The 24,905-nt window shown below is 58.9% G+C and carries 29 protein-coding genes; 12 read left to right on the top strand and 17 right to left on the bottom strand.

What is annotated here, in order from left to right:
• Nucleotide 1: 1 nt before the first annotated feature.
• Nucleotides 2–418: a 4-carboxymuconolactone decarboxylase gene (pcaC, locus tag EV561_RS14620; RefSeq protein ID WP_132522675.1), complete on the bottom strand. Its 417-nt coding sequence runs from the start codon at nt 416–418 to the stop codon at nt 2–4.
• A complete protein-coding gene (gene pcaD / locus EV561_RS14615) occupies nt 415–1,224 on the bottom strand; it encodes a 3-oxoadipate enol-lactonase (protein ID WP_132522674.1) in 810 nt (269 codons plus the stop codon). The genes pcaC and pcaD overlap by 4 nt, the downstream gene beginning before the upstream one ends.
• Nucleotides 1,225–1,318: 94 nt before the next feature.
• On the opposite strand from pcaD, the gene pcaQ reads away from it, so the two are divergent.
• Nucleotides 1,319–2,245 carry a pca operon transcription factor PcaQ gene (gene pcaQ / locus EV561_RS14610; RefSeq protein ID WP_132522673.1) on the top strand — a complete coding sequence of 309 codons (927 nt, stop codon included), beginning with the start codon at nt 1,319–1,321 and terminating at the stop codon, nt 2,243–2,245.
• Between the two features lie 53 nt (nt 2,246–2,298).
• Here pcaQ and pobA read toward each other — a convergent pair whose 3' ends face one another.
• Entirely contained in the window at nt 2,299–3,471 is a 1,173-nt protein-coding gene (gene pobA, locus EV561_RS14605) for a 4-hydroxybenzoate 3-monooxygenase (RefSeq protein ID WP_132522672.1), read from the bottom strand.
• Between the two features lie 115 nt (nt 3,472–3,586).
• On the opposite strand from pobA, the gene EV561_RS14600 reads away from it, so the two are divergent.
• Nucleotides 3,587–4,471, top strand: coding sequence for a helix-turn-helix domain-containing protein (locus EV561_RS14600; protein WP_132522671.1), 885 nt, complete (start codon nt 3,587–3,589; stop codon nt 4,469–4,471).
• A gap of 33 nt (nt 4,472–4,504) precedes the next feature.
• Here the strand turns inward: EV561_RS14600 and EV561_RS14595 are convergent, their stop codons facing one another.
• Together EV561_RS14595 and EV561_RS14590 are read right to left on the bottom strand one after the other, a co-directional pair.
• Nucleotides 4,505–5,128, bottom strand: coding sequence for a DUF5666 domain-containing protein (locus EV561_RS14595; protein ID WP_132522670.1), 624 nt, complete (start codon nt 5,126–5,128; stop codon nt 4,505–4,507).
• 223 nt (nt 5,129–5,351) lie between these two features.
• Complete coding sequence (locus EV561_RS14590) at nt 5,352–5,756, bottom strand: VOC family protein (RefSeq protein WP_132522669.1); 405 nt, start codon at nt 5,754–5,756, stop codon at nt 5,352–5,354.
• A 104-nt stretch (nt 5,757–5,860) separates the two neighbouring features.
• Between EV561_RS14590 and EV561_RS14585 the strand changes: the two genes are divergently transcribed.
• Nucleotides 5,861–6,502, top strand: a complete 642-nt coding sequence (locus EV561_RS14585; protein ID WP_132522668.1) for a TetR/AcrR family transcriptional regulator — start codon at nt 5,861–5,863, stop codon at nt 6,500–6,502.
• Between the two features lie 82 nt (nt 6,503–6,584).
• Here the strand turns inward: EV561_RS14585 and EV561_RS14580 are convergent, their stop codons facing one another.
• The 4 genes from EV561_RS14580 to EV561_RS14565 form a co-directional block, all read right to left on the bottom strand.
• Complete coding sequence (locus tag EV561_RS14580) at nt 6,585–6,905, bottom strand: hypothetical protein (RefSeq protein WP_207910535.1); 321 nt, start codon at nt 6,903–6,905, stop codon at nt 6,585–6,587.
• A gap of 253 nt (nt 6,906–7,158) precedes the next feature.
• Nucleotides 7,159–8,016: an SDR family oxidoreductase gene (locus tag EV561_RS14575; protein WP_132522667.1), complete on the bottom strand. Its 858-nt coding sequence runs from the start codon at nt 8,014–8,016 to the stop codon at nt 7,159–7,161.
• A gap of 65 nt (nt 8,017–8,081) precedes the next feature.
• Nucleotides 8,082–8,651 carry a type 1 glutamine amidotransferase domain-containing protein gene (locus EV561_RS14570; RefSeq protein ID WP_132522665.1) on the bottom strand — a complete coding sequence of 190 codons (570 nt, stop codon included), beginning with the start codon at nt 8,649–8,651 and terminating at the stop codon, nt 8,082–8,084.
• A 46-nt stretch (nt 8,652–8,697) separates the two neighbouring features.
• Complete coding sequence (locus tag EV561_RS14565) at nt 8,698–9,228, bottom strand: DUF4142 domain-containing protein (protein WP_132523297.1); 531 nt, start codon at nt 9,226–9,228, stop codon at nt 8,698–8,700.
• 184 nt (nt 9,229–9,412) lie between these two features.
• On the opposite strand from EV561_RS14565, the gene EV561_RS14560 reads away from it, so the two are divergent.
• From EV561_RS14560 to EV561_RS14550, 4 genes are all read left to right on the top strand, one after another.
• The gene (locus tag EV561_RS14560) at nt 9,413–10,342 is read left to right on the top strand and encodes an NADP-dependent oxidoreductase (RefSeq protein WP_132523295.1); all 930 of its coding nucleotides are present in this window, start codon (nt 9,413–9,415) and stop codon (nt 10,340–10,342) included.
• A 267-nt stretch (nt 10,343–10,609) separates the two neighbouring features.
• A complete protein-coding gene (locus EV561_RS37195) occupies nt 10,610–10,762 on the top strand; it encodes a hypothetical protein (RefSeq protein WP_165927805.1) in 153 nt (50 codons plus the stop codon).
• A gap of 36 nt (nt 10,763–10,798) precedes the next feature.
• Nucleotides 10,799–11,035 carry a 30S ribosomal protein S21 gene (gene rpsU / locus EV561_RS14555; RefSeq protein ID WP_132522663.1) on the top strand — a complete coding sequence of 79 codons (237 nt, stop codon included), beginning with the start codon at nt 10,799–10,801 and terminating at the stop codon, nt 11,033–11,035.
• 54 nt (nt 11,036–11,089) lie between these two features.
• Nucleotides 11,090–11,284 carry a hypothetical protein gene (locus EV561_RS14550; RefSeq protein WP_132522661.1) on the top strand — a complete coding sequence of 65 codons (195 nt, stop codon included), beginning with the start codon at nt 11,090–11,092 and terminating at the stop codon, nt 11,282–11,284.
• 69 nt (nt 11,285–11,353) lie between these two features.
• Here EV561_RS14550 and EV561_RS14545 read toward each other — a convergent pair whose 3' ends face one another.
• On the bottom strand, nt 11,354–13,630 hold the full coding sequence (locus tag EV561_RS14545; RefSeq protein WP_132522659.1) for an FdhF/YdeP family oxidoreductase: 2,277 nt from the start codon (nt 13,628–13,630) through the stop codon (nt 11,354–11,356).
• 181 nt (nt 13,631–13,811) lie between these two features.
• Here EV561_RS14545 and EV561_RS14540 point away from each other — a divergent pair, with 181 nt between their 5' ends.
• The 3 genes from EV561_RS14540 to EV561_RS14530 all read left to right on the top strand — a co-directional run bounded on the left by EV561_RS14540 (nt 13,812) and on the right by EV561_RS14530 (nt 17,425).
• Nucleotides 13,812–14,420, top strand: a complete 609-nt coding sequence (locus EV561_RS14540; RefSeq protein WP_132522657.1) for a flavodoxin family protein — start codon at nt 13,812–13,814, stop codon at nt 14,418–14,420.
• A complete protein-coding gene (locus tag EV561_RS14535) occupies nt 14,417–15,331 on the top strand; it encodes an SDR family oxidoreductase (protein ID WP_281025482.1) in 915 nt (304 codons plus the stop codon). The genes EV561_RS14540 and EV561_RS14535 overlap by 4 nt, the downstream gene beginning before the upstream one ends.
• A 162-nt stretch (nt 15,332–15,493) precedes the next feature.
• A complete protein-coding gene (locus EV561_RS14530; protein ID WP_132522653.1) occupies nt 15,494–17,425 on the top strand; it encodes a PAS domain-containing sensor histidine kinase in 1,932 nt (643 codons plus the stop codon).
• A gap of 137 nt (nt 17,426–17,562) precedes the next feature.
• On the opposite strand, the gene EV561_RS14525 is transcribed toward EV561_RS14530, so the two are convergent.
• The 4 genes from EV561_RS14525 to EV561_RS14510 form a co-directional block, all read right to left on the bottom strand.
• Nucleotides 17,563–17,877, bottom strand: coding sequence for a plasmid stabilization protein (locus EV561_RS14525; RefSeq protein WP_132522651.1), 315 nt, complete (start codon nt 17,875–17,877; stop codon nt 17,563–17,565).
• Between the two features lie 111 nt (nt 17,878–17,988).
• Nucleotides 17,989–18,696, bottom strand: coding sequence for an MgtC/SapB family protein (locus EV561_RS14520; protein ID WP_165927804.1), 708 nt, complete (start codon nt 18,694–18,696; stop codon nt 17,989–17,991).
• A gap of 158 nt (nt 18,697–18,854) precedes the next feature.
• The gene (locus EV561_RS14515) at nt 18,855–19,112 is read right to left on the bottom strand and encodes a hypothetical protein (protein WP_132522649.1); all 258 of its coding nucleotides are present in this window, start codon (nt 19,110–19,112) and stop codon (nt 18,855–18,857) included.
• Between the two features lie 24 nt (nt 19,113–19,136).
• Nucleotides 19,137–19,349, bottom strand: a complete 213-nt coding sequence (locus tag EV561_RS14510) for a hypothetical protein (protein ID WP_132522647.1) — start codon at nt 19,347–19,349, stop codon at nt 19,137–19,139.
• A 147-nt stretch (nt 19,350–19,496) separates the two neighbouring features.
• Between EV561_RS14510 and EV561_RS14505 the strand changes: the two genes are divergently transcribed.
• Both EV561_RS14505 and ligD read left to right on the top strand, forming a co-directional pair.
• Entirely contained in the window at nt 19,497–19,886 is a 390-nt protein-coding gene (locus EV561_RS14505) for a DUF2934 domain-containing protein (protein WP_132522645.1), read from the top strand.
• A gap of 150 nt (nt 19,887–20,036) precedes the next feature.
• Nucleotides 20,037–22,697, top strand: a complete 2,661-nt coding sequence (gene ligD / locus EV561_RS14500) for a DNA ligase D (protein WP_132522643.1) — start codon at nt 20,037–20,039, stop codon at nt 22,695–22,697.
• Nucleotides 22,698–22,766: 69 nt separating this feature from the next.
• Here ligD and EV561_RS14495 read toward each other — a convergent pair whose 3' ends face one another.
• From EV561_RS14495 to EV561_RS14485, 3 genes are all read right to left on the bottom strand, one after another.
• A complete protein-coding gene (locus EV561_RS14495; protein ID WP_245512686.1) occupies nt 22,767–22,988 on the bottom strand; it encodes a hypothetical protein in 222 nt (73 codons plus the stop codon).
• 1,433 nt (nt 22,989–24,421) lie between these two features.
• The gene (locus EV561_RS14490) at nt 24,422–24,646 is read right to left on the bottom strand and encodes a hypothetical protein (protein ID WP_132522641.1); all 225 of its coding nucleotides are present in this window, start codon (nt 24,644–24,646) and stop codon (nt 24,422–24,424) included.
• Nucleotides 24,647–24,758: 112 nt separating this feature from the next.
• On the bottom strand, nt 24,759–24,905 hold a 147-nt coding region (locus EV561_RS14485), incomplete at its 5' end, for a helix-turn-helix domain-containing protein (protein WP_281025637.1).

Genomic DNA, 24,905 nt, shown 5'->3' with positions numbered 1-24,905 from the left:
CTCATGCCTCGCCTCGGGTCGTCTGATCGGCGTCCATTTGCTCGAAAACCTGCTTCGCGATCTTGATTGCATGGTTGGCGGCCGGCACGCCGGCATAGATCGCGACGTGAAGCAGCGCCTCGCAGATATCGTTTCGCGAGGCACCCGTATTGGCCGTTGCGCGTACATGCATCGCCACTTCTTCGTCCTGCCCCAGCGCCGCGAGAAGTGCGATCGTGACGATCGACCGCTCGCGCTTCGTCAAGCCGGGCCGTGACCAGACCGTTCCCCAGGCACTTTCCGTGATCAGCTCTTGGAATGGCCGGTCGAAATCCGTCGATACCGATTGGGCACGGTCGACATGGCTGTCGCCGAGAACGGCGCGGCGCGTTTCCATGCCGCGGCGGTAGCGTTCCGAAATGGGCGAGGGTTCGTTCATGAGCCTTTGTCTCCATGCATGGCAAATTCGATGAAGGCGCGAATGACCGAAGTCAGCGCCTCCGGCTGCTCGACACAGGGGATGTGGCCAGCATCCTTTATGACTTCGTAGCGGGCATCGGGAATGAGCCGCGCCAGGGAAAGCACGAGGTCGGGCGGGGTCGAGCCGTCCTGATCGCCGACGACGCAGATCGTGGGAACCGCAATCTTTGTGGCGGCCTCGGTAAAGTCGGCGTCGCGGACCGCCTCGCAGGTGGCGATATATCCCTCCACCGGCTGGCGCTCGAGCATGTTGCAATAGCCGGCATAGGCGATGTTTTCCGGGCGGCGGAAGGCGGACGTGAACCAGCGCGCCATGATGCCGTCGGTGATGCTGGCAATGCCGTTTTCGCGGATAGCCGCGATCCGCGTATTCCAAGCTTCGGCCGTGCCGATCTTATGGGCGGTATCGCAAAGGATGAGGGCGCGAACCAGATCCGGCCGGCCCTGATAGAGCGACTGGGCGATCAGCCCGCCGACCGAGAGGCCGCAAATGATCGCCTGCTTGACCGAGAGCATATCGAGCAGGCCGGCGAGATCGGAGGCATGGTCCTCAATCGTGCAAGGAACCTGTCCGACATCGGAAAGCCCGTGGCCGCGCTTGTCATAGAGCACGATTGCGAAATCGCCCGCCAGACGCACGATAACGTCCCGCCAGATACGGAAGTCCGTGCCGAGCGAATTGGAAAAGACGATGACGGGCTTATCCGCCGGCCCGCCAATGAGCTGGTAGTGGATCGTGACATCGTTGATCCGGGCAAATTGCACTTGAAAATCTCCTCTTGCCGAGACTGGCAGTTTCATCTGGTTAGGTAAAATGATATTTTCTGACGCTTTGATAACTGATAGGTTATGTTTTGCGATGCTGGATAGCCGCATAAAGTTTCGCCATCTGCAGACCTTTGTCGAGGTTGCGCGCCAGAAGAGCGTGCAGAAGGCCGCCGATCTCCTGCATGTCAGCCAGCCTGCGGTGACAAAGACCATTCGCGAGCTGGAGGAGGCGTTGGGCGTGGCTGTCCTCGAACGCGACGGCCGCGGCATCCGGATCACGCGCTATGGCGAGGTCTTCCTTCGCCACGCCGGCGCGGCCCTGAGCGCGCTGCGCCAAGGGCTCGATTCCGTCAGCCAGGAGCGCTTCGGCGAAGCGCCGCCAATCCGCATCGGCGCCTTGCCAACCGTTTCGACGCGCATCATGCCGCGGGCGATGGAGCTGTTTCTCAAGGAGGATACGTGGAGCCGGATCAAGGTTGTGACAGGCGAGAATGCGGTGCTCCTGGAGCAGCTTCGGGTCGGCGATCTCGATCTGGTCGTCGGGCGTCTGGCGGCAGCAGACAAAATGAGCGGTTTCTCCTTTGAGTATCTCTATTCCGAGCAGGTCGTTTTCGTCGTGCGCTCGGGTCATCCGCTTCTCGAAGCTGGCCGGTCGCTGTTTTCCGATCTCGGACGCTATACCGTTCTGATGCCGACGCGGGCCTCGATCATTCGGCCTTTTGTCGAAAGCTTCCTGATTGCAAACGGCGTTGCCAACCTGCTGAGCCAGATCGAGACCGTCTCAGATTCCTTCGGACGCGCCTTCGTCCGGTCTAGCGATGCCATCTGGATCATTTCAGCAGGCGTAGTGGCCGGCGATATCGACGACGGATTGCTGAAAGCCTTGCCGATCGACACCAGCGAGACGAAGGGTCCGGTAGGTTTGACGATGCGCACTGACGCCATTCCCTCGCTGCCGCTGTCCATCCTCACGCAGACGATCCGCCAGGCGGCCGAGGAAATATCGAAGAGGCTTTAGCCCTGAAGCGCGCCGCCAGGGGAGGGAAGCCCATGAAAGGCATCGGCTCCTTTTCAGTAGGGCAGCCCCACGTAGTTTTCCGCCAGCGCGGTCGAAGCAGCCCTCGAATGAGTGAGATAGTCGAGTTCAGCCTCCTGGATCTTCTGGTCGAAATCGCTCGTGTCGGGAAAACGATGCATCATGGTCGTCATCCACCAGGAGAAGCGAACGGCCTTCCAAACCCGGGCGAGCGCCCGGGCGGAATAGGCGTCGAGTGCGGCATCCGATCCGTCGCGATAATGCTCGAGCAGGCCAGCAAATAGGTAATGAACGTCACTGGCAGCAAGGTTCAGACCTTTGGCTCCCGTCGGCGGGACGATATGGGCCGCATCGCCGGCGAGAAAGAGACGGCCGAAGCGCATCGGCTCAGCCACAAAGGAGCGCAGTGGCGCAATCGATTTCTCGAACGACGGCGCAGGCTTCAAGGCTTCGGCATGATGGGCAGGCAGGCGCCGGCGAAGCTCATCCCAGAAACGATCATCGCTCCAATCCTCGATTTTTTCGTCCAGCGGGCACTGGATATAGTAGCGGCTGCGGGTCATCGATCGCATCGAACAGAGCGCGAAGCCACGGGGATGGTTGGCATAGATCAACTCGTGGCTGACGGGTGCGACCTCCGACAGGATGCCAAGCCAGCCGAACGGATAGATCTTTTCGAAGGTCTTGATCGCGCCCTCGGGAACTGCCTTGCGGCTGGTACCATGGAAGCCATCGCAGCCGGCGATGAAATCGCAATCGATGCGATGCGAGATGCCGTCCTTCACATAGGTGACATGGGGCCTGTCGCCGCCGAAATCGTGCGGGCAGGTATCGGCGGCGTCATAGATCGTCGGCGCGTTTCCGGCTTCCCTGCGTTCCATGAGATCGCGGGTCAGTTCTGTCTGGCCGTACACCATGACGCGCTTGCCGCCGGTAAGCTCATGGAGATCGATGCGATGGTCGCGACCATCGAAGGTGAGCGAGAAGCCGTTATGGGGCAGGCCTTCGGAATGCATGCGGCTGCCGACCTTCGCCCGGTCCATCAGCCCGACCGTTCCCTCTTCCAATACGCCGGCCCTGACACGGCCGAGGATATGGTCCTTGCTGGCGCGATCCAGGATGACGTTGTCGATGCCGGCCTCCGTCAGCAACTGACCAAGCAGAAGCCCCGCGGGACCGGACCCGATGATGACGACTTGGGTGCGCATTCTTTCCTCCCGCGCTTGCTTTTATTGCAATTGTGATGGCAGAAGGAGGCCGCAGCAATGGACTTTTCGCGCCTGAAATTGCAAAAATCGAACATCCGCGGTGGGAGTACAGGCGATGAATTCCGTGCCAACCTATGATCTCTATGGCGAGATCAGCGGTGCAAAAACCGAACTCTGGCTACATTGCGAAACGATTCCCTCGCGGAGCCGGCTTCATCACTGGGAGATCCGGCTCCATCGCCATGAGCGCTTCTTTCAGATTCTCTACATCAGCGCCGGTGCAGGCGATGTCGTCTTCGGTGACAACAGGCAGGCCATCCGTCCGCATTCCGTCGTGACGGTTCCGCCGGGCTTGAATCATGGATTTCGCTTTTCGAAGGATATCGACGGTCTCGTCGTCACCACATTGCTTTCCAGTTTGAAGACGATACCGGGTGACGCGAGCCGTTTCGGCGAATGGCTCGCCGAGCCGCATGTGACATGGCTTGATCCCAGCAATGAAGACGCGGCCTATATCGCCATGACGCTTCGCCGTCTCGGGCGGACCTTCGACGAGCGCCGCCAAGGGCGCAATGATCTGCTGGACGCCTATCTGACATCGGCCCTGCAACTAACCTTTCGCCTGTCGTCGCAGGAAGGGGAAAGCCAAGGCTCGGCGCGGGAGAACGAGCGGCGGATCGAACTTCTGAACGATCTCATCCAGCGGCACTTTCGATCCCGAAAGCCCGCCTCCTTTTATGCCGAAGCGCTCGGCATCTCACCCACGCATCTCAATCGCATCGTCCGGTCGATGACCGGGCAGGGGACGCATGAACTGATTACCCGCAAGCTTATCGACGAAGCAAAGCGGGAGCTGGTTTTCACCTTCGCAAGCGTGCAGGAGATCGGTGATCGTTTCGGCTTTGCTGATCCGGCTTATTTCTCCCGCTTTTTCCTGAAGGAGACCGGAGAGACGCCGCGGGCCTGGCGCATCGCGCAAAGGAAGACCCTCGGCCTATAACCGAGGGTCCGTTGACCGTGGCTGGCCCAGAGATCAATTGGGTGGCGTCGCGCCATCGAGACCCACGGAAACGCGGTCTGCTGCGACCATGTTATCGCCGCTCATGACGCCCTGTACGGAGACACCGGCACCGGCCTTCAGGTCGTCTTTGGTCGTCGGGGCGAGTGCGACGATCTTCGTGCCATCAGGAATGCTGATCTTGCGCTCTCCGCCCTTGTAGGCGAGCGTCAGGGTGGGGCCGTTTACGTCCTTGACGGCGTTCGCAACGGTGGCGTTAGTCATCGAGCCGTTTGGCTTGACGTCCCAGGGACGGTCACCTTCGCCCGTACCCTTCATCGAAGCCGGGAAGATGACCACCTGAACCGCACCGTTGACGCCGCTGGCGGTCGGCTGCGAGCCGACACCGACAAAGTCGCCCGGCTTGATGTCAGCGGCAGAGGCGTTCTTGACCCCAAGGACGTTCATGCCGGACTTCATCGTGACCGTCACGTCCTTGCCATCGGGGCTCTTGATCTTCAGCGTGTCGCCGTCGAGGCTTTCAACTGTGCCATGCATGCGAATTCTGTCTGCGGCACTGGCACCATGAATTGTTGTGAGCGCAACGAGGGCGCCGCTCGCAAGCATGAGGGCAGTCTTGCGAAAATAGGTGGGACCCATGGTATTCCTCCCCGATGGCCGCCAATCGGCAGGCCGTTAAATTAAATTGTGCGGCCGACCGAATAGCGATGAGATCGTCGAAATCGATCCTAAATAAACAAAGCCATTCTAGCGGAGCGTTTCGGCTGCGCCAATCAAAGCTCGATCAAGGAATAGTGAGGAGAGGCATCAATTGCGAACCGAAGCGGGAAGCTTCGGTTCGATTGGCGATCTCATCAGGCGATTATTCAGCCGGCGCTCCTGCCATCCAGATCAGTTCCCATACATGGCCATCCGGGTCTTCGAAGCTGCGGCCGTACATGAAACCATGATCCTGCTTGGGATTAGGATCGGCAATGCCGCCGGCCTTGACGGCTTGATCAACGACATTATCCACGTCATCGCGATTTTCGACCGTGAGGGCAAGCAATACCGCGCTGGATTTTTTGGTGTCGGCAATCGGCCGCTCAGTGAACATCTTGTATTTGTCATGCGTCAGCAGCATTGCGTAAATCGTCTCGGAAAACACCATGCATGAGGCAGTCTCATCCGAGAACTGCGGGTTTTTGGTTCCTCCTACCGCTTCATAAAACGCTGTCGATTTAGCAAGATCGCGAACCGGAAGATTCACGAAGATCATCTTGGTCATCTGTCTATTCCTTGTGATCTGTTGACGAGTACTGGTCAGTCCAGTACCGTGTCGCACGACTAACATTAGAGTACGGTACTGTCTAGTACCGGTCGAAGGATTTCATGAAAATCGAGAATGAAACCAGATCCGCACGTAAGGACCGCGAGATCATCCAGGCAGCTACGCTAGCCTTTGTCAGCAAGGGTTATGATGGAACGAGTATGGAGGAAATCGCCACCAATGCCGGCGTCTCCAAACAGACCATCTACAAGCATTTCAGAGATAAGGAGACGCTTTTCAGCGAGGTCGTTCAATCGACGGCGACCCAAACCAACGATGTCGTCGAGGTCGTGACAACACTGCTGTCCGAAGTGACCTATATGGAAGGCGGCCTGCATCAGCTCGCCCGACGCTTGATGGCGATGCTGATGGATGACGAATTGCTGAAGCTGCGGCGTTTGATCATCGCCAATGCCGATCGCATGCCTCAACTCGGTCGCAGCTGGTACCAAAAGGGCTTCGAGCGGATGCTGGCTTCAATGGCATCCTGCTTTGAAAAGCTCACAAGTCGCGGGCTGATGCAAACCAGTGACCCCCATTTGGCAGCCAGTCACTTTTTCGGAATGCTGCTTTGGATCCCCATGAACGAGGCAATGTTTACCGGAAACAGCAAGCCTCGTTCAAAGGCAGAACTTGAACGGCATGCGGATGCCTCGGTCGAGGCATTTCTTGTCATCTATGGGAGCGGGCGAAATAATCGCTAATCGGATACAAAGATGATCAGACGCACAATCCAGCACGACTGCTTCGCCCTGGATGCATCCAACTCCGGCGAAATCGCCAATGTCAGGGCCGCTCGCCTTTGCTAAGCCGGCTTTCGATTTCCTCAATGACGGGGAGCAGATCGGCGACTGTGTCGATGATGTAATGGGCTCCTCGTTCTTTCAGGGCGGCAGAAGCGCGGCTGCAGACTTCGGAGCGTTGATCTGGTGACTGGGCCGCGAGTTCGCTCGGCGTCAAGCCGGCTTCGTTACCGCTGAGCGCGACGCCGACCGTCCAGCATCCGGCCGCCACGCCTTCGTCGATACCGACGCCGGTGTCGTCGACTTTGACGACGGCATGGGCCGGCCAGACGCCGAGATCGAGGAAGCATTTGTACATGTTCATCGGCGTCGGCCGGCCTTGCGGAAGGTCACCGGCGCAGACCAGATTGTCGACCTCGTAGCCCTGTGCCTTTGCCAGTGGCCTCCGACGCTAATCCAAAAGGATGATCGCGTTAACCGAACCAGACGCCCACGCCACAACCGCGCCCTTCGCAGTCCCATGCTCGATATCCACTTCACTGGGTTGAAGAGGAAGTCTCCGTCGCCGCCCGGAAAGGCTTCGCAATCGTCGATGCGAGCGCGCGTCTCCGTTCCCCTCAGAGGATTGGCTTCCCGCCCGTAACTGCAATCGTCGCGCCGGACACGTAGCTGGAGAGCGGGTCCGCCAACATGACGTACGATGTCGCAAGCTCGGCTGGCTGTCCCGGGCGCTTCATCGGAACCTGCTTGCCGAAGTTCTTGACGTTTTCTTCGGGCATGGTCGACGGAATGAGCGGGGTCCAGATGGGGCCGGGAGCGACTGCGTTTGCCCGGATGCCTTTATCCGCCAGCATCTGCGCGAGACCCGCCGTGAAGTTCTGAATCGCTCCCTTGGTCGTCGCATACGCGAGGAGATGCGGGCTTGGGCTGTCGGCGTTGATGGAAGCCGTGTTGATGATGGCACTACCGGGCCTCATATGCTCGACCGCGGCTTTCGTCAGATAGAACATCGCATGGATGTTCGTTCGGAATGTCAGCTCCCATTCCTCGTCTGAAATGTCCCCGATATCGGAAAAGCTCGCCTGATGGGCAGCATTGTTAACAAGTATGTCTATGCCGCCGAGCTCCGCCACGGCCGTGTCGATGATGTGACGGCAGTGATCGGACTTCTGGATGTCACCCGAAACGAGCACTGCTTTACGCCCGGCCTTCTCAACCCAGGATTTCGTCTGCTCCGCGTCACTGTCCTCTTTAAGATATGCAATGAGCACGTCCGCTCCCTCGCGGGCGAAGGCGATCGCAACGGCGCGCCCGATGCCGCTATCGCCGCCTGTGATGACTGCCTTCTTGCCGTTCAGCCGTCCGGAGCCTCGATAGGTCTCTTCGCCATGATCGGGTAGCGGGGACATCACATTCGTTATGCCCGGCATCGGCTGGCGCGGCGTGTCAAATGGCGGGCTCGGATAATTGGTCATATCTCTTCTCCTTGGGGTCTACGGTGGAAGCCGGACGCTTCCGATGCGTCCGGGGGGCTTTGCGATCAGGCGCTGCGGGCCGGGGCTTGGTGCCGTCCTTCGGCGAACTCCTCGACTATCTTGGCGCAGAAGGCTGGAAGATCCTTCGGGTTGCGGCTGGTCACGAGGCCCTTGTCCGTGACCACCTCCTTGTCGACCCAGTTTCCGCCGGCGTTGCGGATATCGGTGGAGACGGTCGGGTAGGAGGTGAGCGTGCGGCCCTTGACGACATCGGCTTCCACCAGAACCCATGGCCCGTGACAGATGACGCCGACCGGCTTTTGCTGCGCGAAGAAGTCGTGCACGAAAGAAACGATCTTCTTGTCGCCACGCAACTTGTCGGCGCCGACGCTACCGCCCGGAATGACCAGGCCGTCGAACTCCGTAGCCGAAACATCGGCAATGGCCTTGTCGATCGAAAACGTCGATCCGGGGTCGAGATCGTTGTTGACGGCCTGGGCTTCGCCTGCCTCAAGACCAACGACAACGACCGTCGCTCCGGCATCCTCGACGGCCTTTTTCGGCTGCACGAATTCCGGCTCCTCGGTGCCGCGGGGGGCGAGCAGGATTGCGATCTTTTTGCCTTCCAAGGTCATGTCTCTCTCCATTGTTGTCGTGAAAGAAGTGCTCAGCCGAGATCCATCATTTGTTCAGATCTGTGGCCATCTGCAGGTGATGCTCAAGCGCCGGGCGGGTGCTTGCGGCCCAGGCCTTCAGCTCCGCGTTGTCGCCGCCATCCCCATAGCGTTTGAATAGATCGACGGCGTCCTTGTGGGCGCTTTCCTGGTCGGAGTGGTACTGCTTGGTGAAGTCCGCGCCCTGCAGGCTCTTCAACTTGTTCAACATGTCCTGTTGCGAGGATGTCATCGCTGTCGGAATCGTCGCCTGAACTTTGCCGCTCGACACCAGCCCCTTGAGTTCGCCGGTCGTCTTCTCATGGTCGGCAATCATCTGCTGGGCGAAGGTCTTGGTGGCGGCATCGGAACGTTCAAGGGCGAGCTTGCTGGATGAGATTTCGAACATGTCGCTTGTGGCTGCCTCGGACACGAAGTCCTGCGTCTTCGGCGCCATGCCGAGAACCGAATTGACGCCGGTCTTTTCTGCTGCGGATTGAGCAAATACAGGGGCCGCGATCAAAAGGGCGAGGCCAGCAAAGGCGATGGTCTTCTTCATCATGTTAAAGCTCCGGTTAGCGGGTTGCCGAGCCAAAACCTCTTTGCAGCGACAATGTTCCGATGGCGCGGTGCCAACGCGCGGTCGGAAGACAGAGTCGACAACAGCCAGGGAACAATCGTTCTGCAGCGCTGTTTCCGCACTAGAAAGCAGGGATCCCGGACATCACAGGAGTTTCATCATCATGCAGGCTGTTCGCATTCATCGCTTCGGCGGACCGGAGGTCATGACGATCGAGGAGATCGATCGTCCCATCCCGTCCGCGAACGAAGTTCTCATCAAAGTCCTTGCCGCAAGCGTCAATCCCGTCGATGCGAAGATGCGTGAGGGCAAGTATCCGGTCGTCACTGAAAAGGACTTGCCTTATGTGCTCGGCCGCGACGTCAGCGGACAAATCGCGGCCGCTGGCGACAACGTATCAAGCTTCCTCATCGGCGATGACGTCTTTGCATTTCTCTCCCCGGATCACGGGGGGTACGAGGAATTTGTACTGGCCAGAGCAGACGAGGTGGCCACCATGCCAAAATCGCTGGATGCGGTCGGCGCGGCCGCCGTGCCGCTTGCCGGGATCACCGCGTGGCAGGGTCTCTTCGATCACGGCGGTCTTCGCTCGGGCAAACGTGTTCTCATCCATGGCGGTGCTGGCGGTGTCGGTCATTTCGCCATCCAGCTCGCCAAGGACAAGGGCGCCTGGGTCGCAACCACCGTATCCACCGCCGACAGGGAATTCGTAAGCGACCTCGGGGCCGATCTGGTGATAGACTACAAGTCCGAAAAATTCGAGGACGTGATCGAGCCGGTGGATCTGGTGTTCGACCTGATTGGTGGGGAGACACAGGATCGCAGCTTCGATGTGGTCAAGCCGGGAGGTGCGCTTATTTCGACACTGAAGGAGCCGGATAAGGCCCGCGCCGCGGAATTGAGCATTCGCGTGGGCAGATACACGGCGCAACCAAACGGCAGCCAGTTACAGGAAATCGCGGAATTGATCGATCAAGGCAAGGTCAAGGTCGTGGTCGCCGGCACATTTAAGCTTAGCGAAGTTGGACAAGCCCAAACGGCCCTGAAGGAAAACCATATCCGCGGCAAGGTGGTCCTGAAAGTTGCCGACTGATTGCGAGAACCCCGAGACGGCTGCGCCCAACGAGGGATTCGACCAAACTGTTGAAGCCCTCTTTCCGTTTTCCCTACTGCGTAGAGGCACTTTGCGGTAACGATTGCAATGTTCCCTGTGAGTGCCCATATGGATGACTTGCTAGACACCCGTAGGCTTGTCGCTGTGATTGGCTACAAGGCAAATGTGCGCCCACCGAACGTTTCGCGACGGGTAATTCTCCAATCAACCTGATGACGTCTGCTGACTGGCAGGCAAGGAAACATATTGAATAACACAAAGATCACTGCCGCACCCGCGGTCGTGAAGCCGCGTGAGCGCGATGAGACCGTCGTGCCGCCGACCATGAACAGGAAAATATCCCCCTGTCTCCTCACCCGTCGTGAACTGCAGGAGCTCATCGCCGAGCAGCTCGGCTGACCGGTGGCACCTCAAACAAGAAAGAAGGAGAATTCGATGCAAGTGCTCGTCAGAGACAACAATGTCGACCAGGCCCTTAGGGTGCTGAAGAAGAAGATGCAGCGCGAAGGGCTGTTTCGGGAAATGAAGGAACGGCGCGCCTATGAAAAGCCGTCCGAACGTCGCGTTCGGGAAAAGGCGCAGGCGATCAGCCGTCATCGCAAGGCCGCACGCAAAAAGTTGCAACGGGAAGGGTTGATCGCCGCGCCGAAGCGCAAAGCTCCCGTTCGCTAGAACTAATCTCGTCGCTCCGCTTTGGGCGGAGCGGCATTGTTTGAAAGGATAAAGATGGAAGAGCTCACCAGCATAACGATCTCCGAAGAGCGCCTGGAGGATTGCCGTGACGTCATCGAGCCGGAATTGCAGGACTTGATCCTGAGTGCTTTACGGACGGGATTTTCGCGTGAGGAAGTCCTGATCGCCGTCAGCGAACTGGTCGCCGAGGACTTTGCGACCGTGATGAAGACGCCGAGCGTCCATTGAGACGACAGGCAGCTTGAGAACTAAATATGAGCATGACGAAACAGCATACACATTCCTGGGGCGGGCGACCTAACCTCGAATCCTGACAGGGATTCCCTTCGATGCTGGCGTCTTCGACAGTTCGTCGTGATGGTCGATGGCATTGAGCACGTTGCATTCCGGATAATAGGCAGCGATCGTGCCTGGGGGGAGGTCGTGGAGCGTCACGACGAGCCCGCCGAGTTCGCGTCGCTTTCCATCGCCGAAATCGCTGACAAGCGTAACGGTCTGTCCGGGCTGCAATCCTGCATCGGCGACATCGTCCTCGCACATGAGCACGACGTCGCGTGTACCCTCGATACCCCGGAACCGATCGGAATAGCCGTAGATGGTCGTGTTGAACTGATCGTTCGATCGAATGGTGATCAGCCTGAACCGACCCGGTTCGTCTTTGAATGATAGCGCATTGAGGCGGTCGGGCGTTGTGAAAACCGCCTTCTTCTCTTCGGTGTTCCAGACACGATCATGGGCGCTGTTGCCCCGATAAAAGCCGCCCGGCTGGAAGAGCCTTTGGTTGTAGTCCTTGAAATCCTTCGGATAGGTGAACTCGATCAGGTCACGGACGAGGCCATAGTCTCCCGTCCAGTCGTCCCACCGAATCTTCGGGTTTGGATCGAGAGCGGCCTTCGCGATACCCGCGACGATGGCAAGCTCGCTTTTCAGGTGGGGCGAGGCAGGCGTTCTTTTTCCAAGGCTGCCGCTAATATGGGAAAAGCTGTCCTCCGTCGTCACCGCCTGCCGCCCTGTTGCCTGCTGATCGAACTCCGTGCGCGACAGACACGGCAGGATGAAGGCTTCCTTGCCCGGAAAGAGGTGGCTTCGGTTAAGCTTGGTGGAGATCATCACCGTCAGGTCCTGGGCGGCCCAGACGCACTCCATCTCCTTCTGGTCCGGCACGGCGCGCAAAAGGTTGCCGCCGAGACAGATAAATCCCTTGATCCGGCCCTCCATCAGGCCCTTCACCGCATCGACGATCGTGGTGCCATCCTTGGTCGGCGGGTCGAAGTCGAAGAGCGTCTTCAGCTTGTCCATCGGGATCAGCTTGGTTTTTTCGGCGATGCCGACCGTTCGCTGGCCCTGCACGTTCGAGTGGCCCCTGACCGGACAGCAGCCAGCGCCCTTGCGACCGATATTGCCGCGAAGCAGCAGCAGGTTCACGACCATGGCGACGTTCAGCGCCCCTTGCGCATGCTGGGTCAAGCCCATGCCGTAGACGCCGATGACGTTCTTCGCCTCGATATAGGTATCGGCCGCCTGGCGAAGCGCTGCTTCCGGCAAGCCGCTTTCACGTTCGATGTCGCTCCAACGCACATCACGGACGACAGCCGCGAATTTTTCGAGGCCCGTCGTGTGTTCGGCGATGAAATCGCAATCGATCACCCTGTCTGTTCCGGCCTCCTGGGCATGGTCGTCGGCTTCGATCACGCGCTTGCAGAGACCGAGGATGGCCGCGATGTCGCCGCCGGCCTTCACTTGCAGATACTGATCCGAGATCTTCGTCTCGTGCCCGGTCAGCATGGCGATCGGATCCTGAGGATTGACGAAGGAAACGAGGCCCTGTTCGATGATCGGATTGAAGGTGACGATCTTCGCTCCGCGCTTCTTGGCCTCCTGCAGCGGGTGGAGGAAGCGGGGGCTGTTCGAGCCGGGGTTCTGGCCGAAGAAGAAAAACGCATCTGCCTTCTCCAGGTCTTCCCAGACGATGGTTCCGACGGGCGAGCCGATGACCTTGTTCAACCCGACGGACGTCGTCTCGTGGCACATATTGGAACTCTGGGGCAGATTGTTGTTGCCGTAGGCGCGGGCAAGAAGTGCGTAGAGATAGGATGCCTCCAGTCCGGCATGTCCCGAAGAATAGAAGACCACGCTCTCCTTTTCGAGACGCTTCAGCGCGGCTCCGATGTGCTGAAAAGCCTCGTCCCATGTGACTTCGACATAGCGGTCGGTCCCGGCATCGTAGCGAAGAGGATGGGTCAGCCGGCCCGTCATTTCCAGGTCGTGATCTTTCCACCCCCGGAGTTCTTCGACGGTATGTTCGGCCCAGAAGTCCGGCGTGCATCGGCTGTTGGTGAGATCCCAGAGCGTCGCTTTCGCGCCGTTTTCGCAGAATTCGAAGGGATGGTAGTTCACGGGCTTCGGCCAGGCGCAGGAAACGCACATGAAGCCACCCGGCTTGTTCTGGCGGCGCAGGGTGTCGATTGCTGCTGGTGTCGGCCAGCTCTCGCCATAGATGCGGGCAATCGATTTCAACGAGCTCCAGCCGCCAGCCGGACCTTCGGAATGGGTAGTCGGATATTGATCTGCCATGTTCGCCTCACGGACATTCGCTTCTGCAAATCAAATCTCCGAAGCGATCGTAGGTTCCTCAAGCGTCCGATTGCGACCCAGATAAATGGCAGCGGGCGGCCGCGAACCTGTCTGGTGGCGAACGGAACAAGAGAACGTGTCACTGGTTAAGTCCGGCAACGTAATGACCAGGAGAATACGGATGCCCCTCACTGCGCTCGCTCTCAACGGAACGCTCAAGTCCAGTGGCGGAGAAAAATCCTCGACGGATCGTATGTTGGGACTGATTGCAAACGGCTTGGAAAAGCAGGGCGTTGCGACCAGGACCATCCGTCTTGCCGACCACGACATCAAGCCGGGCGTAACGTCGGATGAAGGAAAAAGCGATGCGTGGCCGGATATCCGTGAGGCTGTGCTGGCGGCCGACATCCTGGTGGTCGGAACGCCGATATGGTTGGGCCAACCGTCGTCGGTCACGAAACGCGCGCTGGAGCGCATGGACGCGTTTCTCTCAGAGACGGACGACCAGGGCCGGATGGTGTCCTATGGACGCGTCGCCGCGGTCGCCGTCGTCGGCAACGAGGATGGGGCGCATCATGTGTCCGCTGAACTTTATCAGGCGCTGAACGACGTCGGCTTCACGATCCCGGCTAATGCTGTCGCCTACTGGGTAGGGGACGCGATGGGCAGCACCAATTTCGTCGATCTGAAATCGGTGCCGAAGGTCGTGACGAAGGCCGTCGACATGCTGGTTCGCAACACCGTGCATCTCAGCCGCCTGCTTAGGGAAGAACAGTATCCGGGCGAATGATCGTCGACCGCCCCCGAGATGAAGGAGAAGTTACCATGGAAGATCCCACCACGAAATATCCGAAACCGACCTTCGAGAAGCAGTCACAGCCCTTTCCCGGGCTTGCTGGCAAGATGAATCCTAAGCCGGACCATGGCGAAGCCTCCTATCGGGGATATGGACGCCTCGCAGGGTTGAGAGCTCTGATTACGGGCGGTGATTCCGGGATGGGGCGAGCCGCTGCTATCGCCTACGCGCGCGAGGGAGCCGATGTCGCCATCAATTATCTTCCCGACGAGGAGCCCGATGCCAGGGAGGTAATTGCGCTGATTGAAAAGGAGGGACGCAAAGGCGTTGCGCTACCGGGGGATCTTCGCGACGAAGCTTTCTGTGAAAGGCTTGTTGCCGACGCCGCCGAAGCTTTGGGCGGGCTTGATATCCTCGTCAGCAATGCCGGTCGTCAGCAGCAGGCTTCGTCGTTGTCGGAGATCACGACCGAAGGATTCGACGCGACCATGAAGACAAACGTTTACGCGATGTTCTGGATCACCAAAGCTGCCCTGAAACACCTGAAGCCGGGTTCCGCGATCATCGTCACGACCTCAGAGCAGGCCTACGATCCGTCCAAGGATCTCGTCGATTATGCGATGACGAAGGCGGCCGGGATGAGCTTCACGAAATCGATGGCCAAGCAGTTGGGTCCGAAGGGTATCAGGGTCAATGGCGTCGCTCCGGGTCCGATCTGGACGCCGCTGCAGGTGGCGGGTGGAGCCACCATGGAGAAGCTTGAGAAGTTCGGCGCGATGACGCCACTGGGACGTCCAGGCCAACCTGCCGAGCTCGCCTCGATCTATGTCCAGCTTGCCGATCCGACCGCAAGCTACGCGACCGGGCAGGTCTATGGCGCTGCCGGCGGCAGTGGCCAGCCCTAACTGGCCGTGCTCGCCGGGAGAGCGCCCGCAGCCTTTTCCGGACAGAATGAAGCGGTCGGGTCTTCGCCTGCCCACAATTCCAGCACGAGGCGGAACTCCGACGTGTCCGAATGGTTTTGCTTCCGCGCTGCGCTATATGCGCCCGAAAGCTTCGAGGAATTCATGAACCCCACAGTCGCCGGTCTCCAGCAGGCCTCCACCGAAGGCCGATACCGCATTCTGGTCGATGCCATCACCGACTACGCCATCTATCTCCTTGATCCGGAGGGCTATGTCAGCAGTTGGAACCCCGGAGCGCAACGGTTCAAGGGCTACAGCGAGCAGGAGATCCTGGGTGAACATTTCTCGCGCTTCTACACTCCCGAGGACAGGGCGGCGGGAATTCCGGCGATGGCATTGGCAACGGCGGCAAGGGAAGGAAGGTTTGAAGCCGAAGGCTGGCGTGTCCGCAAGGATGGGAAACGCTTTTGGGCACACGTGATCATCGATGCGGTTCACGACCCTCGCGGACAGCTCGTCGGCTTCGCGAAGATCACACGCGACCTCTCGGAAAGGAAAGCGGCCGAAGAAGTCCTGAAGCGGAACCAGGAGCAATTCCGCCTGCTGGTGCAGGGGGTGACCGACTATGCAATCTACATGCTGGACCCGGAGGGCCGCGTGTCCAGTTGGAACGCAGGCGCGCAACGAATTAAGGGCTACGCTCCCGACGAGATCATCGGCGAACATTTCTCGCGCTTCTACACGGACGAGGACAAGGAAAAGGAACTTCCACGAAATGCGCTTGAGACCGCGGCGCGGGAAGGCCGCTTCGAGAGGGAGGGCTGGCGTGTACGCAAAGACGGAACGCGCTTCTGGGCCAGCGTCATCATCGACGCCATTCACGCGGACGATGGGAACCTAATCGGCTTCGCAAAGATTACCCGGGACGTGACGGAAAAACGCAATGCACAAGAGGCGCTGGATAGGGCGCGGGAAGAGCTGTTCCAGTCACAGAAGATGGAAGCCGTCGGGCAATTGACCGGAGGCATCGCCCACGATTTCAATAATCTCCTGACGGCGATCCTCGGAAGTCTCGAAATCGCAAGGAAGAGGGTCGCCGAAATGCCCGAGGTCCTCGGGCTCATCGACAACGCCATGCAGGGCGCCCGTCGCGGCGCGTCGCTGACGCAACGGTTGCTCGCATTCTCCCGCAAGCAGGAATTGAAGCTGGAATCGGTTGACCTCCAGAACCTCGTCAAAGAGATGGCCGAGCTGTTGCAGCACTCAATCGGGCCGGCGGTCGAGATCAGCACTGTATTCCCCCTGTCGCTGCCGCTGGCCAGAACCGACCCGAACCAGCTCGGAAGCGCGTTGCTCAATCTTGTGGTGAATGCCCGAGACGCAATGCCACGCGGCGGCATGATTACGGTCTCGGCGCGCAAGCATGTACTGGATAAGGGAGACGTTCCAGATCTCCCCGCGGGGGAATACGTCTGCCTTTCCGTCAGAGACGAGGGCGAAGGCATGGATGCGGAAACGCTGGAAAAGGCGACCACACCATTCTTTACGACAAAAGGAATCGGCAAGGGGACTGGCCTTGGTCTTCCAATGGTCCAGGGCGTGATGGCGCAATCGGGCGGCAGACTGACGCTGAAGTCTGTGCGCAGTCAGGGAACGACGGCGGAACTCTGGATGCCAATAGCAGACAAGCAGAAGGTCGAGAATCCGCCCGCCGAGCAAACGTCAGTCGATCCCGTGGGACCGCTCACCGTGCTCGTGGTCGACGACGATAGCCTCGTTCAGATGAACACGGTCCTCATGCTGGAAGACCTCGGGCACGCGACAATGCAGGCGCAGTCCGGCAAGGAGGCACTGGAAGTTCTTGAGCGCGGACCGGTGCCCGACGTCCTGATTACAGACCATGCCATGCCCCACATGACAGGAGCGGATCTTGCCAGAGAGGTGGCGTCTCGTTACCCGAACGTAAGGATTGTCCTTGCGACCGGATATGCCGAGCTTCCGGATGGCGCCGAGGTGGACGCCCAGCGTCTGTCAAAGCCGTTCAACCAGCGGCAGCTAAATGCCGCCCTTGCGACACCGGTTGCGATAAGTTGACGGCGCCGTCTTCATTGAAATCTATTGGATGTGTTCGCGGCCGGGCATAAGAACGGTTTCGGATTCCGAAAGCAGCGGCGAACGGTGCGGCAGCGGGCATGGGTGGCGAACTTCATGCCAGCGCGTTACGCGAACGATCAATGGCCGGCATGATGTTCGTTGCGCTTGCGTGTTGCCGCAGCCTTCTTCGCCGATGCCGACCTATCAGCCTCGGATCGGGAGGCCGCGGCGTGACCGCCGATCTTTCCGCCTTTCTTCGATGAGGAAAGGTCTTCCGCCTTGCCGCGGCCTGATCCGGACTTCTTGCCGCCGCCGCTTTCCTTATTGACGGTTGCCCACGCGCGGCGCTCGGCCTCGCCATGGGACACGCCACGATCCTCGTAGCCTTCCTCGATATGTTCGGCCTTGCGCTTCTGCTTGTCGGTGTACGGGGATGTGTCTCCCTTTGGCATTGTCGCCTCCGTGTTCGTCGGTTTCCTTTGCTCTCGCTAAACTTCCGGGTACGGCACAGGTTCCCAACCGTCGACTTGTGCGGATTTTGCAGCTTCCTCCTGGATGGTGATTCAGGCAGTCGGGTTCAGCACTTCGAAGCTATCCAGCTGGTGGGATTTTTCGATGACGGAAATGATCCGCTCCGGGTCGTCTTCGGCAGTGCCGGTCCATTTGAGTTCGTAGGTCAGCAGCAGCACGCCTTTCTCGGAGGAGCGGCGTTTTTCCATGAAACGCGCACGGCACCCGATCGATTGAAGCGCAGCGATCAGATCGGCAACCCGTCCAGTCTTCGAGCTGATCACCATTCGCGCCTTCTGACGTCTCGGCAGTTTTTCATCGAGCCACTTGAACGGTGACAGCACCAAAAAGCCCACCACCGCGCCGACGCATCCAAGAATGATCTGGCCTCCGCCGACACAGAGGCCAATCGCGGTGACGATCCACAGCGTGGCAGCGGTCGTCACCCCCGTCACCAAGTCGCCGCGCTTCAGGATTGCGCCGCCGCCGATAAAGCCGACGCCGGTCAGAATTCCAAGCGGAAACCGCAATGTATCCATGACGGCAAAGGACTGTTCGGATTTTCCGACCGTCGCCAGAAGAAGATTCGCCTGGATCATCGCAAGACATGCAGCAAGTCCGACGAGTATCGTCGTGCGGAATCCAGCTGCGTGCCCGCCGACCTGCCGGTTCATTCCGATGACGCCCCCGGCAAGCACCGTCAACAGAAGCCTCAGGCCGATATCCCACCAAGTTGGCACGGTTGGCATCAAATCGAACATGGATCACATCTCCTTCCGAAGCCGCGACGTCGCGCTCTACCGCGATCAGCAGATCGACGATCGCGACCATTCTGGTCGGGACCTATGTCGGCCCATGGTGAGCACGGGTGAACGCGACAGCCTCAGAGAGCTTCACCGACGACGACGCGGACGATCACTCACATCGATGAAGAAGGCACGAGACCGATCGTAGGTTTCCGGCCGTCCGGCTCGCGTGCGGGATTCAAGGCGATTATGACCTCTTCCTCGTTCCACCCGGCCCCGATCGCGGAGGAAATGATCTCCGCTTCTTTCTCGACACTTGAAGACTTTGACACTTCGTCCAGACGCCTGCGCGCCGTTTCCAGACACTGCCGAAGATCGTCTGTTCTGGCGGGATCATTGATTGCGTGGCTCGGGGATGCAACGTAGGTCATCGCGGTGTCTCCAGCGAAAATTCTTCAGGCGGTTCCGTGCTTTGGGCGCTCAAGCTGGCGCTCCAGTTCAACGCTCTCCGATGGACGATAGCCGCTTCTCAATTTGCGCCGAGCCTCCTCGATCTCCTTGTCCGACGCGGTGACAGGCGCGCTGCTGTCGTCAGGAATGCCAGGGCCGCTCTGCGCGATGCTTTCGTCCCGCGGGCGGTCGTTCGGGCCGTTTGTGATCTTGGACATCTTGCTCTCCTTTGTCGGACAACGCCGAGACCAGCATGGTGTTCCGGAGGGCGGGAAAGCGCACGGTTTTCGCCCCGGCGCGCCAAGTGTTGGAACGATGATGGCGATGGGAGGTTTAGGCTCCGAAACCCTACCCAGGAGAGAATGATGAGCGAGGAAGAAATCCGAAAGGCAGCCTATCGGAAGTGGGAGGCCGAAGGACGTCCTGACGGCGCCCACGAGCGCCACTGGCTGGAAGCAGAAGAGGAACATCGCAAGACTGGAGGAATGCCGCAGACTATGCCCTCGGATCACAACAGCGGCGTGTCGGCGCCATCCGGCGACGACCTGGAAACGAGAACGCATAAGCTTGCCCAGGAATATCTGTCGCTGGGCGGCAGAAGACTATCGAAGATCGATGACAACATCACCGATGTCCGGCAATGGGAGTCCGATTCTCCTTCAGCTGAGGAATTCTGGCAAAACCGGATCGAGACGCTTCCGGTAGGAGATCGCAAGCAGGTCGAAAATCTTCTTCCCAGCATCAACGCCCGCTGAGGATTGAAGGTGACCGATCCGCTCGCCCCCGTCCCGCCTGGTGTGTCCGGATGAGGCACAGCTTCGAAGTCGAGCGGAGTGCGCTTGTCCTGCCGGGAACTATGAGAGCGGTGGTCGCATTTCGACTCTCGATCGCGATCGAGAAGAGCCATGGCCGATAATCTTTCAAAATACCGTGCAAAACGTGATTTCAAGAAGACCGCCGAGCCCAGCGGCGAGGTGACAGTCAAATCTTCGAACCGCCGCCGCTTCGTCATTCAGAAGCACGACGCCACCCGCCTTCATTACGACTTGCGACTCGAACTGGACGGAGTCTTCAAATCTTGGGCGGTGACCAAAGGTCCATCACTTGACCCTCAAGACAAGCGGCTCGCGGTTGAGGTCGAAGATCACCCGCTCGACTACGGCGACTTCGAAGGCACGATCCCCAAGGGACAATATGGCGGTGGCACCGTCATGCTTTGGGACCGAGGTTATTGGGAGCCGGAAGGAAATAAGAGCCCCGCGCAGGCTTTGGCCGAAGGCGATTTCAAATTCACTCTGGAGGGTGACCGGCTTCATGGCAGCTTCGTGCTGGTCCGCATGCGCGAACGCGAGGGCGAAAAACGTACCAACTGGCTCCTGATCAAGCATCATGACGATTTCTCCGTGGACGAGGACGGTGCGGCGGTCCTGGAGGAGAACGACACATCCGTCGCATCCGGCAGAACGATGGAAGCCATCGCGGCAGGAAAAGGGAAGAAGCCAAAGCCCTTCATGACCGCAGGCGGCGTCGTCGAAGCGGACGCTGTATGGGATAACAGTGAGGGGCTGGCGGCCGATGAGCGGAAAGCAGGGACCAAGGCGATGGTCAAACACAAGCCAGGCGAAAAGGCCGAAGCTTCTGCCATGCCGGATTTCATCGCTCCGCAGCTTTGCGAAACGCTGGATCGACCGCCTTCCACCACGGGGTGGGTCCACGAAATCAAGTTCGACGGCTACCGCATTCAGATGCGCGTTGAGGATGGCAAGGTAACTCTGAAGACCCGCAAGGGTCTTGACTGGACGAACAAGTATTCTGCGATCGCTCGATCGGCGTCGAGCCTTCCCGACGCCATTATCGATGGTGAGATCTGTGCCCTCGACGAGAATGGCGCCCCGGATTTCGCGGCTCTGCAGGCAGCACTCTCCGAAGGCAAAACCGATGATCTCGTCTATTTCGCCTTCGACCTGATGTGTGACGGCAGTAACGACCTAAGGCAGTTGCCGCTGTCCGAGCGAAAGGAGCGTCTTTCGGCTTTGTTGTCGGAAGCTGCTGGCGACGATCCGCGTTTGCGCTTCGTTGAACACTTTGAAACGGGCGGAGATGCTGTCCTGCGGTCTGCCTGCAAGCTTTCGTTGGAGGGGATCGTCTCCAAGAAAGCTGATGCCGCCTACGAGTCCGGTCGGACGAAAATCTGGGCAAAATCAAAATGCCGGGCAGGGCATGAGGTCGTCATTGGCGCCTACGCCACCACAAACGGCAAGTTCCGGTCGTTGCTGGTGGGTGTCAATCGTGGCGAGCATTTCGTGTATGTCGGCCGGGTCGGGACCGGATATGGCGCGAGCGTCGTCGATAAACTGCTGCCACGCTTGAAAGAGATTGAGCGGCCGAAATCTCCATTCACCGGCATTGGCGCTCCCAAGAAGAACCCGGACATCGTTTGGGTGAAGCCTGAACTGGTCGCAGAAATCGAGTTTGCCGGATGGACTGCCGACGGCCAGGTCAGGCAGGCGGCGTTCAAGGGACTTCGCGAAGACAAGCCTGCGGAGGAGGTCGAAGCCGAAAAGCCAGCCGCCCCCGCCGAAGCGAATGTCCCTGATCCCGAGCCAACGCGCGCGAAACCGTCGAGGCTGCGCAAGGGCGCAAAAGTCGACGTGATGGGTGTCCTGATTTCGAGTCCCGACAAAGAGCTATGGCCGGACGCCCTTGGCGGTGAGCCGGTCACGAAAGTCGACCTGGCGCACTATTACGAGGCCGTGGGTTCTTGGCTCATCAATCATATCAAGGGGCGGCCCTGTTCGATTATCCGGACCCCTGACGGTATCGGTGGCGAGCAATTCTTCCAGCGTCACGCGATGCAAGGGACATCCAATCTGATCGAGCAGGTCAAGGTGTCCGGTGACAAGCAGCCCTATCTGCAGATCGATCGGGTTGAAGGATTGGCGGCGATCGCCCAGATCGGCGGTACCGAACTTCACCCGTGGAACTGCGAACCAAACCAACCGGAGGTTCCTGGGCGGTTGGTATTCGACCTGGACCCTGGACCGGATGTCGATTTCGCGGCGGTGATCGAGGGCGCACGCGAAATCCGGGACCGCCTGGAGGAGCTCGGTCTTGTCAGTTTTTGCAAAACCACAGGCGGCAAGGGGCTCCATGTGGTGACGCCGCTGCTGGTGCCGAAAGGTAAAAAGCTGACATGGGATGAAGGAAAAAGTTTCGCGCATGATGTCTGCGTAGAGATGGCACGCGATAATCCCGACCTGTATCTCACCAAGATGTTCAAGGCTGAGCGCAATGGGCGCATCTTTCTGGACTACCTGCGGAATGACCGAACGTCGACAGCGGTAGCGCCGTTGTCGCCTCGTGCGAGACCCGGAGCGACGGTCTCGATGCCGCTCAACTGGACACAGGTCAAAGCAGGACTCGATCCGAAACGGTTCACGATTCCGACCGTACCGGCCTTGCTCAAACAAAGCACGGCATGGGAGGACTACTGCGACGGCCAGCGGTCACTTGAGCAAGCGATCAAGCGTTTAAACAAGGGCAAGACGCGAGCAGCCCGCGGATAGGAGCTTTGACAGGACTGTTATTGCTGTGAAAATGGCCATGCAATCCATAGTCGGTTTATTTTGCAGTAGCTACGCTGCAGAGTTTGATGTGCCGCGAGGCGGGCGACGACTCCAGGTTGAGGTCGGTACTGCGGAATTGGCAGCGTTAGGAATTTTCCCTCCAGGACTCTCCGCGATATTGTTGAACTTCCGTGTGTCTTTAAAAGTATCGAACAAGATCTCAAGATTGTCCCGCACCGAGAAGTCGACCGTACCCGCCTCCGACGTTCCGTTGCGGTGGCATGTCGCGATGACCGCAACGTTTGCTTCCTCAGGAATTCAAGAATCATGTCCTTTCGTGTGATCTTCGCCCATTGCCTCGTCCCTCGCTTGCGAAAAGCGAGAGCATAGGGCAAAGCATTGCTCGAAATGAGAGGCTACTGTCGCGATTGTCCGGCGAGACTTGCGAGGCATCCGCTGATGAACGCCGCAAGAGGCGGCACTCGAACTGTCAGGTTTCGGAGGTCGTCGCCGTCATCGTTCAATCATCTTGCCAGTCGAGCAATGAAGTAGCCGATATAGCCCGCTGCCACCACCATCATTATGTCTCGCTCTATGGACGGACCTGAGCGTGGGGTCGTGGACCTCACGGCTTCTCGCACAGCGCTTGCTGCCTCGCTCGCGTCTGCGGCCCGACCAGCATCGCGAGCGCAGGAATCCGTAGATCTTTCATCATCAGTGGCTGCACTGGATGTCTGGTCATCGACCGCGCCTAGATCATAATCCAGTGGGCCGACTCCGTTTAGGATGTCTTTGTCATCTAATGAGTCCTTGGGCATTGCGTTCTCCTTCGCTGCAGGGAGAACTCCATACCGCTGCCTCGGTTCCCGGACGAGCAAACGAGCTTGTCTTAGTCCACAGCCGCTCGATTTCGGACCTGTTGGCGGCGGCCACATCCTCCCGGCTATAGGGAAGACCTTCGAAAGCAGGCGGCCATTGAACGGTTTCGCTCAGCCGACCTCGGTTGCAGGCAAGGGCGATTTCGACATGGCAGTTCATCAGGCGAATAGCAGCGAGAGCGCTACCCGAAGGTCTTTGATATCGCAATCATTCTGATGTGAAACTGTGTCGGTCCATGGTCTGCCCCGGTAAATGCTCCCACTTCAGCATGCCTTTACCGAACACAAAATCGCCTGCTACGACTGTCACATCGATGACGTGGGCGCGAGACCGATCACAGGTTTTATACGATCCTGCTCGTGTTCGGCAACCATGATGCTCTCCTTTCGAACACAACTCCCTGGTCGTGGTGGTGTTCCAGGTGGAGGAAATGCGAGGCAATTCCTGCGAACAGGCACATTTCTCGCAGTCGCGCATCGAGGCCGTTATCGACACAGCGATTGGATCGGTGGCACCGCAAGAATGCTGGCGCATGAAAATTTGCGCCTCTGGACAGCGAGCCGTGCGCGCAAAGACTCTCGGACAGTGCCGATGGTACCCCCAGGTGCGATTTCCAACTGGGGGCCGATCAATTGTTCGGGATACCTGCCCGAAGCCACCTGCGTTGGTGCTGAGCTAGAGTGGCTGGCACTTTCGAGAGCGAGCGGGCTCGGCCCTGACTTAGCAGCCGAGCGACGGAACAACTCGTTTCCTGACCGGTTAGCTTGGCGACCGTCGAATCGAGAGAGATCTCGAAACAGACTTGGAGATTCCGTCCGAGATGATCAGACATAGGATGGCCATCCCTACATGGTCAGGTCAGGGCAGTTGTCCATTTCCCTTCTAAGTCGGGAAGCGAACGTTGACGGGTCCCATTTGTCCGTCAGAGCGAGAGCAACAGCCGCTTGTAGCGCGAACCTGCCACGCTCGTCGTGAATGTCGTGATTGTGCTCGTCGCACCATTGCCGGACGGTATTGGTGACGATTTCGATTTGCTCATCTTGCGAGCTGAGAAGGGTCAGCAAAGACATCACGGTGCTCCTACTTGGACTGGACCACGATAAATCTCCGACGGTCACTGCTGAGGTTTACGCCTACCGACATTTGCGAGCTTATGATTGCCTATAAGAAATGCAAGTGCATTTAAAAATGACAGCTAACAGCCTTGACCCCTCTGGCCTCGCTGAGCGCCCCGTCGAGATTGGCTTCCACAAACCGGCGCTTGGTCCGGTAAATCGTCGATCCACTGACGTTCAAGGTTGCCGCGATCACCTCGTCGCTGAAGCCTTC

This window comes from Rhizobium sp. BK376 (assembly GCF_004341625.1).
Classification (GTDB): domain Bacteria; phylum Pseudomonadota; class Alphaproteobacteria; order Rhizobiales; family Rhizobiaceae; genus Rhizobium.
The sequence above is the reverse complement of the archived record's forward strand: the minus strand, read 5'-3'. Positions and strand labels throughout refer to the sequence as shown.